This is a genomic window from Pseudomonas sp. RL_105y_Pfl2_101 (assembly GCF_963970585.1).
GTDB lineage: Bacteria > Pseudomonadota > Gammaproteobacteria > Pseudomonadales > Pseudomonadaceae > Aquipseudomonas.
This window is the reverse complement of the sequence record NZ_CAXAPG010000057.1, coordinates 1-13,280: the sequence shown is the minus strand read 5'-3', so window position 1 is coordinate 13,280 and position 13,280 is coordinate 1. Positions and strand designations below refer to the sequence as shown.

2 protein-coding genes are annotated in these 13,280 nt (G+C 65.4%); both read right to left on the bottom strand.

Going from position 1 to position 13,280, the window contains the following annotated elements; translation table 11 throughout:
* On the bottom strand, nt 1–9,281 hold a 9,281-nt coding region (locus AACY31_RS27585; RefSeq protein WP_339505478.1), incomplete at its 3' end, for an amino acid adenylation domain-containing protein.
* A gap of 4 nt (nt 9,282–9,285) precedes the next feature.
* Nucleotides 9,286–13,280: amino acid adenylation domain-containing protein (locus tag AACY31_RS27580; protein WP_339505476.1), on the bottom strand; the 3,995-nt coding region annotated here is incomplete at its 5' end.

Genomic DNA, 13,280 nt, shown 5'->3' with positions numbered 1-13,280 from the left:
CGCTCGCTGGCCGGCACCACGTCCAGTTGGCTGGCGAGGCGCTCCGGGGCCTGTTCAAGGGCTTCGACCAATGCGCTGACGGCCTGGGCGAGGTAGGCGGCGATGCGTTGTGGGTCGATGCCTGTGACGGCCTGGGCTGTCAGGGAGAATCCGCTGCCGACATTCGCCACGGCAATCTCGATGGGGTAGTTGGTGCGGGTTTCGGAGGCAATGAATTGCATGCCTTCGTGGTCGCCCATGTCTTCGGCGTTTTCCCCGGAGGCGTTCACCAAGTCGCCGTGGCGGCAGTTGAGGATCACCGTGAACAATGGCAGCGAGGCATCCACCGCACTGCAACGCTGGGCCAGGGCCAGGGACGCCTGTTCGTGGGTCAGCAGTTCACTGAGTTGCTGGTAGGCGTCGCGGACAATGTCGCTGACGGTGTTTTGCTGCAGGCGGATGCGCATCGGCAGGGTGTTGATGAACATCCCCAAGGCGTGGTCGGCACCGGCGGTGCCTTGGGAGCGTCCCGACAGCACTGTGCCGAAAATCCCGTCGTCGCGTCCACTGGTTGCCGCCACCACCAAACCCCAGGCGGCATGGAACAACACGGAGGTGGGCACGCCTTGCAGGCGTGCCATGCGATGCACCTTGGCGCTGAGCTCGTCGCCCAGGTGTTTCACGGCGCGCTTGATCCCCGCGCCATTGCCCCGGACATCCAGCACGCCGTAAGGCGCGGTGGTGGCATCGACATCGGCCAGCAAACGGCGGAAATAGACTTCATGATCGGCCTGGGAAACGCTGGCGGCCTGGGCGATGAAGTTACGGTAAGGCTGGGAGGGCGGCAGGCTGTCGGCCTGGCCGGCCAGGATAGCCTGAATTTCCAGCATGATCAGGCGCAAGGTGACGTTATCGCTGACCAGGTGATGGTCGAGCAACGCCAGCAGCCATTGGGCATGGGGGGCGTCGTAGATAATGTACGCGGCGATCAGCGGAGCCCGCTGCAAGTCGAGTCGTAGATGATGGGTGTCGGTATGCTCGCGCAGGATCTGCATGGCGTCTTCGCCGGGCAGGCAGTCCAGGGTTACGACCGGCAGTTGCGCCTGGCGATGCACCACTTGCACCGGCTGCGGCAAGCCGTGCCAGCGCAGGGCGGTGCGCAGGATGTCATGACGGTTGATGACCACTTGCACTGCCGCGAGGAAATCATCGAGCACCTGGCGACGGCTGAACGTCACCACGGTGCGCATCAGGTAGGCGTCGCCTTCGGACTGCAACAAGTGGTGGAACAGGATGCCTTCCTGCAGCGACGACAGCGGGTAGATGTCCTGAACGTTGGCGGCCCCGCCAGGGACGTCGGCGACGATCTGCTCGATTTCCCCCTGACTGAGGGTCACCAGCGGCAGCATTTGCGGTTCGATGGTCGTGCCGCCGGCGGGGATCAGGTTGGCCGGGACGACCCGTTGGGCGTTATGGGCACCGGCAAGGACCGTCGCCATGGCCTTGAGGGTCGGCGCGGAAAACACCGTGCGCACATCCAATTGCAGGTCGGCCTGGCGCAGGCGCTCGATCAGGCTGATGACCAGGAACGAGTGGCCCCCGAGTTCGAAGAAGTGATCGTGGCGACCCACGCGTTCAATCCCGAGCAGTTCCTGCCAGGCGCTGGCCAGGGTGCGCTCGATGTCGCCAAGGGGGGCCTCGTAGTGCTGGCTCGCGGCGGCGGACAAATCCGGCGCCGGCAAGGCGTTGCGGTCGAGCTTGCCATTGGTGGTCAACGGCCAGGCGTCCAGCGTCACGAAGGCACTGGGCAGCATGTGTTCGGCCAGCACATCGGCCAGTTGGCTACGCAAGGCCGAGGACTCGAGCACGACGCCGTCATGGGTGATCAGGTACGCCACCAGGCGTTTGTCGCCGGGCGCGTCCTCACTCACGATCACCAGGGCTTCGCGCACGTGCGGCAGGGCCAGCAGTTGGGCTTCGATTTCCCCCAGCTCGATGCGGAAACCGCGGATCTTGATCTGCGAATCGTTGCGGCCCACGTAGACGACGCCACCGTCGGCGCGGTAGCGGGCGATGTCGCCGGTGCGGTACAGCCGTGCGTCGGGCTCAGCGGCATAGGGATCGCTGATGAACCGTTCGGCATTGAGGGCGTCGCGGTTCAGGTAATGCCGGGCCACCCCCGCGCCGCCGATGTAGATCTCGCCATCGACCCCCATCGGCACCGGTTGTTGGTACTCGTCGAGGATGCGCAGGCATAGGTCGGGCAAGGGCGGGCCGATCAGGCTGGGCGCGCCGCTGTCGATGTCCACCTGGCTGATCGGGTAATACGTGGCATGCACGGTGATTTCGGTGATCCCGTACATGTTCACCAGACGGGTGCGTGACAGCGCGGTGCGCGCGGTCCAGGGCCGCAGGCTGCGGAAGTCCAGGGCCTCGCCGCCGAAGATCACTACGCGCAGGGCATGTTCCTGGTCGCTACGCCCACGGGCGTCGATGAATTGACGGAAGGCGCTCGGTGTCTGGTTCAGGACCGTGACTTGCTGCTGACAGACCAGCCCGTAGAAGTCATCGGGCGAACGCGCCACCTCGCTGGGAACGATCACCAGCTTGCCGCCGTAGCTCAGCGCGCCCCAGATTTCCCAGACCGAGAAATCGAAGGCAAAGGAGTGGAACAGCGTCCAGACATCGTTGCGGTCGAAATCGAACAGCCCGGCGGTGGTGTCGAACAGCCGTGCGACATTGCGGTGTTCCACCAGCACACCCTTGGGCAGCCCGGTGGAGCCCGAGGTGTAGATGACGTAGGCCAGGTGCCGCGACGCCAGGCCGAGGGTCTCGGCGTCGGGGTTACGGTCGAGGGACGCGTCTGTCCGGTCATCGGCGCTAACGTAATCGTTCAGGTCCACCACCGGTACGTGGTGCTCAGGCAAGACGTCGAGGCAGGCCGGTTGCGCCAATAAAGCCACTGGCGCGCTGTCCGCCAGCAGATAACCGAGGCGTTCGCTGGGGTAGGCCGGGTCCAGCGGCACGTAGGCACCGCCAGCCTTGAGCACGGCCAATACCGCGCAGACCATTTCCACCCCGCGCTGGGCCAGGATCGCCACCCGGTCGTCGGGACGCACGCCCTGGGCGAGCAACGCCTGGGCGATGCGGTTGGCCCGGCGGTTGAGGTCTTGATAACTCAGTTGCCGTTCGCCAAAGACCAGGGCGATGTCCTGGGGGTGAGCGACGGCGAATTGTTCGAAGCGCTGGTGGATCAGCAACCCGGGAGCGCACGGCGCCTTGGGCGGCAGCGTCGCTGACGAGGCCTGGCGCTGTGCCGGGCTGAGCAACGCCAGGCTGAGCACTGGCTGTTCGTCGGCCTCGAGCAGCGCTTCGAGCAGTGTTTGGAAATGCTGGGCAAAGCGTTCCACGGTGGCACGTTCGAACAGATCGCTGGCGTATTCGATCACTCCGGCCAGGGTACCGCCGTCGTTGCCCAGGGTCAGCATCAGATCGAACTGCGCGGTTTCATGGGCCTGGGCCACGGGCACCAGGGTCAGCCCGGGCAGGCTCAGTTCACCGCCGCCAGGGGTGTTGTCCAGTGACAGGGCAACCTGGCACAGCGGATTGTGGCTCAGCGAACGCGGCGGTTGCAGGGCTTCAATGACTTGTTCGAACGGAATGTCCTGGTTTTCGTGGGCGGCCAGCGTCGTTTGTTTGATCTGTTCCAGTAGCTCAAGCACGCTCGGGTTTTCCGTCAGGTTCACCCGCAGGGCCAGGGTGTTGACGAAGAAACCGATCAGGTTTTCGGTTTCGGTGCGCCCGCGATTGGCCGTCGGCACACCGATGACCACGTCGCGCTCGTTACCCAGGCGCGCCATGAGCACTGACCAGGCGCTGAGCAACGCCATGAACAAGGTGACGTTGTGTTGCTGGCAGAAGCGTTCCAGGCGCTCACGCAGTGCCGGGGCGATCACCACCGGGACGTCGCCGCCGCGATAGCTTTGCATCGCCGGGCGCGGACGGTCGGTTGGCAAGGACAGCAGGGCCGGGGCACCGCCGAGATGCGAGCGCCAGAAGTTGGCCTGGCGGTTGAGGCGTTCGCCGTCCAGGGCCTGGTGTTGCCAGGCGGCGTAGTCGGCGTACTGAATCGGCAGGGCGGGCAGCGGGTCGGGCTGGTCTTGGCTGAAGGCCTGGTAGAGGGCGGCCAGCTCCTTGACCAGGACACCGACCGACCAGCCGTCGGAGATGATGTGGTGCTGGGTGATCAACAGGATGTGCTCGTCGTCGGCCAGGCGCAGCAGTTGGCCGCGAATCAGCGGACCCCGGGCCAGGTCGAACGGTGCCAGGGCTTCGCTGTTGCCGATACGGGCCGCGCTGAGGCTGGCCTGTTCATAAGGCAGCGCGCGCAGATCCTGTTCGCTGAGGGCAAAACCGCAGTCTGGCGTGGCAATGATTTGTACCGGTTGCTCACCACGGCGCTCGAAGGTCGTGCGCAGGCTTTCGTGACGCGCCACCAGGTGATCCAAGGCCGCCTTGAGCGCGGCCTGATCGAGATCGCCGCACAGCAGCAGGGCGGCAGGCATGTGATAGGCGTTGCCCGCGCTGGAATCGAGCTGGTCGAGGAACCACAGGCGTTGCTGGGCAAAGGACAGCACCAGGGGCGCGTTGCGGTCTGCCAGGCCGATGGTCTCGGTGCTGGCGTTTTGCAGCCCGCCCACCACCCGTGCCAACTCCTCCACGGTGGGATGGCTGAACAGTTCGCGCAGCATCAGTTCGCCACCCAACTGCTGCCGGACACGGGAAACCAGTTGCGCGGCCAGCAGCGAGTGCCCGCCCAATTCAAAGAAACTATCACTGCGCCCCACGCGCTCAAGCCCCAGCAGCTCTTGGAAAATCTGCGCCAGGGCCGTTTCGGTGGCACCTTGCGGCACGGCATAACCGCGCTCGGACATGGCGTCCAGGTCCGGTGCCGGCAGCGCGTCCTGGTCCAGCTTGCCGTTGGCGGTAAGCGGGTAGGCGTGCAGGCTGACAAAGGCGCTCGGAATCATGTAGTCGGGCAGGGTCGCCCCCAACTGTTTGCGCAATGCCGCTATTTTCAGCTCCGCGCCCGCCTTGGGGATCAGGTAGGCGATCAGGCGCTTGCCCTGGCTCACGTCTTCGCGGGCCAATACCCGCGCTTCACGCACGCCGTCACAGGCCAACAGCTTGGCTTCGATCTCGCCCAGTTCGATGCGGAAACCGCGAATCTTCACCTGGGCGTCGATCCGACCCAGGTGAACGATTTCGCCGTTGTCCAGCAGCTTGCCCAGGTCCCCGGAACGATAGAGCCGCTCGCCGAGTCGGAACGGGTCGGCAATGAACCGTTCGGCGCTCAGGGCTGGACGGTTCAGGTAACCACGACCCACACCCAACCCACCGACGCAGATTTCACCGGCCACGCCCACCGGCAGCAGCCGTTGCTGGGCATCGAGCACGTAGGCCACGGTGGTCGGGATCGGCCGCCCGACATTGGAGACCCCCGCAGCGATGTCCGCCGCGCCAATGGCCTTGTAGGTCACGTGCACGCAGGTTTCGGTGATGCCGTACATGTTCACCAGCGCCACATGCCCGAAGGCACGGTGGAAGGTGTCGAGCTTGCCCAGTTCCAGGCTCTCGCCACCGAAAATCACATAGCGCAAATGTGCCAGGCGCACCTGCGGCGTCGCCAGGGCAGCGGCGCTGAGTTGCAGGAACGCCGACGGCGTTTGGTTCAGGACCGTCACCTGCTCGCTTTCAAGGAAGCCCAGCAGTTCCACCGGATCGCGGCGCAGGGCCTCGGGCACCAGGCTCAGGCGCGCGCCGTAGAGCAGGGCACCGAAGATTTCCCAGACCGAGAAATCGAAGGCATTGGAGTGGAACAACGACCAGACATCGTCGGCGTTGAATTGGAAGTCCAGGCGATTGTTGTGCAACAAGCGTACGACGTTGCGGTGTTCGAGCAACGCACCCTTGGGTTCTCCGGTGGAGCCGGAGGTGTAGATCACGTAGCAGAGGTGGTCCGCCGCGCTGAGGTTCGACAGGTTGGCGGCGCTAACGCCGCTGCCCGTGGCGGCATCGAACACTTCAATGCCGAGGGCTTGCAACGCCGGACTCATGTCCTGGCCGGCGATGGCCTTGCGTGCGCCGCTGTCGCGCAGCACGTAGGCGATGCGCTCCTGGGGCGAACTTGGATCGATGGGCACGTAAGCACCACCGGCCTTGAGCACCGCCAGGGTGGCGACGATCATCTGCACCGAGCGATCCAGGGCGATGGCCACCAGTTCCTGGGGCACCACGCCGGCCGCACGCAGGCGGTGGGCGAGGCGGTTGGCTTGTTCGTTGAGTTGTCGATAGCTCAGCTGCTCCGGGCCCAGATTGACGGCGATGCGGTCCGGGTATTGGCGCGCCTGTTCCTCGAAGATCTGATGCAGGGTCAGGGTGTCGGGCCAGGCCGCCTCGCTGTCGTTGAACTCGAGGATCTGCTGTTGGCGTTCGGCGGCGTTCAGCAGTGGGACGTCGTCGACACGCTGCTGCGAATCCTCGACGAAGGCCTCCAGCAGGCGCACGTAATGGCGCATCAGTTGCTGGATGAACGCCGGGTCGAAGAATTGCGCGTTGTAGACCAGGTGCCCGGCCCAGCGTGACTCACCTGCCGTAATCAGCAAATGCAGGTCGTTCTTGCCGTAACCCAGGTTGGTTTCCAGGTGATTGACCGCCAGGCCCGCCACCGGTGTGTTGTGCTCGGTGGTGCGTTGGAAATTGAAGAGTACGTCGAACAGCGCGGTGCGGCTCATGTCCTTGGCCGGGTTGAGGGCCAGCACCAATTGGTCGAACTGCATGTGCCGGTGGCGCAGACCCTGGGTCAGGTTGCTGGCGGTCTGTTCCCACAGTTGTTGCAAGGTGGTGTCGCTGTCGCACAGGCTACGCATGACCAGCAGGTTGTCCAGCGGCCCGACGACATCCCGCAGGGCCGGTTCACGGCAGGCGGCCGTGGTGCCGATCACCAGTTCATCGTGGCCGGCGTAGCGGCGCAACAAGGCGCTGAATGCACTCAGGGCCAGGCTGTCGCTGCTCACCCCGACTTCCCGGGCCAGGGCTTCAAGGTGTCGTACCAGCGCCGGTTCGAGCGTGAAACCGTGAGTGGCTTCGGCAAACACATGCACCGCCGCCCGTGGTCGATTCAGTGGCAGTTCCAGGGCTTGCAGCTTGCCGCGCAATTGATAGGTCCAGTAGGCCCGCAGGTTTTCCAGCACGGCGGCCGGCAGGTTGCGTTGCCAGGTGGCGAAGTCGCCATAGCCCAACGGCAATGCCGGCAGCTCGGCGCTGCGTTCGGCGCAGGCGGCTTCGTAGAGAGCCAGCAGGTCGCGCTTGAGCAGTTGCATGGTGCTGCGGTCGGCCAGCAGGTGGTGCACGGCGATGGCCAGGATCGCGAGCTGATCGCTTGCTTGGACCAGGCTGGCACGCACCAGGCTGCCGCCCTCCATGTTCAGCGGACGACGGGTCTCGGCCAGGGCTTGGCTCGCCAGGTCGTGGGCGCAGCCCTGGATCCGTTCGAGCGCCAGGGTGGCTGGGCCGTCGAATTGCTGCCAGGCGCGGCTGCCGTCGCTCAACACCCGGCAGCGCAGGATGTCGTGGCGGGCCAGCAAACCGTCGAGGGCGGTTTGCAGGGCCGTTTGATTGATCTCGCCCGTCAGTTCCAGCAGCAATGCAATGTTGTGGTAGACGGGGTTGGCGTCGTACAGATAACCGGTTTCGAAGGTGTCGACGAACCAGAGCCGTTCCTGGTGATAGGACAGCGGCATACGTTCTGGCCCTGGTACTTGGGCGGTGACCTCGGGCAGGGCCTGGGCCGGGTCCAGCTCCAGGGCGCCGATGCGGGTGTCCGGGGCTTCGGTGAAGCAGCGCAACAGGCGCTCGAAGCGCGCGGCGAGGCGTTCGATGGTGGCGGCGTCGAACAGCGCGGTGGAATACGACAGGCTGCAGGACAGGCTCGAGCCGCCTTCGTCGATGTGTAGGGACAGGTCGTGCTGGGTGTTGTCCTTGCGCGAGGGCAGGAACTCCAGGTTCAGCCCCGGCAATTGCAACTGGCCGCCGGCGCCCCCAGCGTTGGTGTAGAGCATGGTCTGGAACACGGGGCTGTGGCTGGCGCTGCGCGGCGGCTTGAGGGCCTCGACCACCAGTTCGAACGGGGTGTCCTGCTGGGTGGAGGATTCCAGCATCAGCGCTTTGACCTGCAGCAATACCTGGTCAAGGGTCGGGTTGGCGTCCAGGCGCACGCGCAGGGCCAGGGTGTTGACGAAGAACCCGATCAGCGCCTGTACGTCGTGACGGTCGCGGTTGGCGGCGACGGTGCCGATCACCAGGTCCTGTTGGCCACTGATGCGAGCCAGCAAGATCGCCCAGGCAGCCATCAAGGTCATGAACGGTGTCGCCGCGCGGGACTGGGCGAACTGGACAATGGCGGCGGACAGCGATGCCGGCAGGTCAAAGCCCAGTGTTTCGCCGCGGTAGCTCTGGACTGCCGGGCGCGCCCGGTCGGTCGGCAACGAAAGCAGGGCCGGGGCGCCGGTCAGGTGGGCGCGCCAGAATTCCACTTGTTGCGTCAGGCGCTCGCCGTCCAGGTGCTGGCGTTGCCAGGCCGCATAGTCGGCGTATTGCCGGGTCAGGGGCGGCAGCGGATCAGGCTGCCCAGCGCTGAACGCCTGATACAGACTCGCGAATTCCTTGACCAGGATGCCGATGGACCAACCGTCCGAGATGATGTGATGCTGGGTGATCAGCAACTTGTGTTCGTCGTCGGCCAGGCGCAGCAGGGTGCCGCGGATCAGTGGCCCGCGCAGCAGGTCGAACGGTGCTGTGGCGGCGCTTTCGCTCAGGTGCGAGGCCTCTGTTTCGGCCTGGTCCCGGGGCAAGTGGCGCAGGTCATGGGTCACGAGGCTGAAGCCGCAATCGGCTGGGGCGATGACTTGCACCGGCTGTTCGCCCTCGCGGCGGAAGGTGGTGCGCAGGCTTTCATGCCGAGCCACCAGGTGGTCGAGGGCGGCCTTGAGGGCGGCCTGGTCGAGAACACCGCGCAGCAACAACGAGGCGGGCATGTGATAGGCGGCGCTGGCGGTCGGGTCCAACTGGTCGAGAAACCATAGCCGTTGCTGGGCGAACGACAGCGCCAGCGCAGCGTTACGGTCGACGCAGGTCATGTCGTCGGCAACGGTTTCGATGACTCGCGTCGCGCCACGTTGCTTGAGCAATCGCAGCAGTGCGGCACGTTTCAACTGGTCGAGACTATCGTTATGTTCGTTCAATTTGTTAAGCATCCTTGGAGACGATAGCGAGCAGTTCGCTTTCAGACAGCGAAGCCATTTCTTTTTGCAGTTCGAGCAATTCATCCGACTCGTACTGCGCCAGTTGCAGGGTGTTGATCAGATCGGCCAGGGCCAGCAGCGACGGGTGCTCGAACAGGCCCCTGAGCGGTACTTCGACGCCGAAGGTTTCCCGCGCCCGGAGCGTGACTTGCACCGCCAGCAGCGAGTGACCGCCGAGTTCGAAGAAATCGTCGTGCCGGCCGATCCGTTCCAGGCCCAGTAGGTCGGCCCAGATCTGTGCCAACAGCGTCTCGGTTTCACCGTTGGGCGCTTCGTACTGGCGGCGGGCAAAGTCGTCGTTGCCGGGCGCGGGCAGGGCGCGGCGGTCCAGCTTGCCGTTGGGGCTCAACGGTAGCCGCTCGACCACCACGAACGCTGCCGGGACCATGTAGTCCGGCAATTGCGAGGTCAGGTAAGGCCGTAGCGTGCTGCTGGCATTGCGCCCGGCCAGGTGCGGCTCGACGCTCAGGTAAGCCACCAGACGCGAGGCCCCGGGTGTGTCTTCGCGAGCGATGACCGCCGCCTCGCGCACCCCTGGCAGGGTCAGCATCAAGGCCTCGATTTCGCCGGGTTCAACGCGGAAACCGCGAATCTTGACCTGCTGGTCGTTGCGGCCGAGGAACTCGACCACCCCGTCGGCGCGCTGGCGCACCAGATCGCCGGTGCGGTACATCCGTGGTTCGTCGCCCGGGGCGAACGGGTCGCTGAGGAAGTGTTCGGCGTTCAGTGTCGCCCGGTCCAGGTAGCCGCGGGCAACCCCCGCGCCGCCCACGTAGAGTTCGCCCGGCACGCCGAGCGGTACCGGCTGGCGCTGTTCATCGAGCACGTACAGGCGACTGTTGGGAATCGCCAGCCCGATCGGCACCGTGCCCAGGTCCTCGGCAGTGCAGCGATGCACCGTGGTCCAGACAGTGGCTTCGGTGGGGCCGTATTCGTTGTACAGGGCGATCGCCGGTTCCAGCCCGGTACAGGCCTGTACCAACTGCGCGGGGCAGGCTTCACCAGCGACGATCATCTCTTGCAGACTGCCATGACCGTTGCCGCTGGCAAGGCTTGCCAGCACCAGGCGCCCCAGGGACGGCACGCACAGCAGCGAGGTGACGGCCTGTTCGCCGATGAAGCGGGCGATGGCGTCGGGGTCACGGGCGGTTTCGGCGTCCGGGATACACAAGGTACCGCCACTGACCAGCGTACCGAAGACCCCGGCCACGGAGCTGTCGAAGGCAATCGACGACAAGAGCAGGAAGCGCTTGCCGGTCGCCGGTCCATACACCGTGCCCCGGGCCAGTGTCGAACTCACCAGGTTGCGGTGTTCGATCATCACGCCCTTGGGCTTGCCAGTGGAGCCGGAGGTGTAGATCACATAGGCCAGGTGTTCTGGTGTCAGGCCGACGTTATCGGGTTGTGGGTCGCGGCTGTTCGACGGCGTCGCCAGCGCCCGCTCGATGGCCAGGTAGCGAGTGCCTTCCTGGGGCGTGCCCACGGCCGCGCGACCGACGGGATCGGCCAGCAACAGGCGGGGCCTGGCATCTTCGATGATCGCGGCCAGGCGCTCGGCGGGGTAGGTCGGATCCAGCGGCACGTAGGCGCCACCGGCCTTGAGGATCCCCAACAGACCGCTGATCATCGCCACGCCGCGCTCAACGCAAATGGCTACCAGATCCCCCGGCAAGACCCCGGCCGCGATCAATTGCTGGGCCAGGCCGTTGGCCTGGGCGTTGAGCTCGGCATAAGTGAGGGATTGGCGGCTGTCGAGCAATGCACAGGCGTTCGGCGTGCGACGGACCTGTTCTTCGAACAACTGCTGAATGCATAGGCCTGTCGGGTAGTCCGCCTCGGTTTGGTTGAAGGTGTCCAGCAGCAGGGTGCGTTCTTGGGCAGGCAGCACGTCCAGTTGCGTGAGCGCGATCCGTGGTGTGTACATCAGGGCCTGGGTCAGTTGCTCCAGCGCTCGCTGCATCAGGGCGCAGATGCGTTGCGGATCCACCGCCTGCACGCTTTGCACGGTCAGGCCGAGGGCGTCGCCATAGTCGTTGACCGACAGGGTCAGCGGGTAATTGGTCCGCTCGGCACTGTCGAGGATGCGCATGCCCGGCCATTGCTGCTGGCTGTCGTCACGCTGGTGCCGATAATTGAGCAATGTGGTGAACAGCGGCAAGGCGCTGGGCACGCCGCTGCAACGTTGCGCCAGGGCCAGGGAGGCCTGCTCGTGGGCCAGCAGCTCAACCAGGTCGCGGTGAGTGGCCAGCACCTGTTCGTTGGCGCCAGCGGTCAATGGCACCCGCACCGGCAGCGTGTTGATGAACACGCCCAAGGCCCGTTCGGCGCCGGCCGAGCCTTGCAGGCGACCGGCGACCACGGTACCGAACACCACGTCTTCACGACCGGTGCAGCGGGCCAGCACCTGAGCCCAGGCGACATGGAACAGCGTCGCCGGGGTGATGCCTCGCTCCCGGGCTTGGGCCCGCAGGCGCAGGTTGAGTTCGACGCTCAACATCACACTGGCTTCCTCGATGTGACGGCCGTCTCCTTGTACCTCCAACAGATCGAACGGCGCGGTGGGTGCCTCGACATCCGCCAAGCGGCGGGTGAAATAGGCTTCGTGGACGTCGGCCGGGATGGCCTGGGCCTGGGCGATGAAGTCACGATAGGGTTGCGGAGCCGCTAGGTCCTCGCCTTGGTCATGGAGGATCGCGTGGATTTCTTCCAGGACGATTTCCAAGGTCACGTGGTCGCTGGCCATGTGGTGGTTGAGCAATGCCAGCAGCCAGCGCTCGGAGTGTGGATCCTGGGCGATACAGGCACGCATCAGCGGCGCCTGGCGCAGATCAAGCCGCAGTTGTCGTGGGTCGCTCAGGGCTTCGAGCTGGCTGAGCGGGGCCTTGTGGCTATCGAGGGAAACGCTGTGCACCGGCAACTTCGCGTGGCGCTGTACGACCTGCACCGGCTGGGGCAAACCGTCCCAATGCACACAGGTGCGCAGGATGTCATGGCGATCGATCACCTGTTGCAACGCGGCGGTGAAGGCGTCGAGGCGCTGGCGGTTATCGAACTCAAGCATCGAGCGCACCAGGTAGGCGTCGCCTTCATGCCCCAGTAAATGATGGAACAGAATGCCCTGTTGCAGCGGTGCCAGGGGGTAGATGTCCTGGATGTTCGCGGCACCGCCAGGGATGGCGTCGACGACGCGTTCGAGTTGCTCCGAGGTCAGCGCCACCAACGGCAGCATGTCCGGGGTCAGGGTTGTGCAGGCTGACGGAATACGGTTGGCCGGTGCCTGGAACGCCAGGCTTGGGGTATGCGTCAGGGCCTGGGCCAGCTCGGCCAGGGACGCGGTGCTGAAGATCGCGCGCACATCCGCGTTCAAGCCTTTCTCGCGCAGGCGTTCGATCAGGCTGACCGCCATCAGTGAGTGGCCGCCCAGCGCGAAGAAGCCGTCATGGCGACCGATGCGCTCGACCCCCAGCAACGCTTGCCAGATCCCGGCAATGATCAGTTCGACGCGGCCCTCGGGCGCCTCAAAGGCCCGGCTGGCGTAGGCGTCCTGGTCCGGTTCGGGCAGGGTGCGGCGGTCGAGCTTGCCATTGGGCGTGAGCGGCAAGGCGTCGAGCACGACGAAGGCGCTGGGCACCATGTGCTCAGGCAGGCGCTTGAGCAGTTCGGCGCGCAGTGACCCGGCGGCGGCCGGTTCGCCACACAAGTAGGCCACCAGACGCTGGCCGGAGGGGTGCTCGTGAGCGACCACCGCGGCTTCGCGTACACCGGCCAGTGCGGCGAGGGCGGCTTGGATTTCCCCCAGTTCGACCCGCAGGCCGCGGATCTTCACCTGATCGTCATTGCGCCCCAGGTACTGCAGCGTGCCGTCCGGCAGCCAGCGACCGATGTCACCGGTTTTGTACAAACGGGCGTCGGCCTTGCCGTAGAACGGGTCGGCGATGA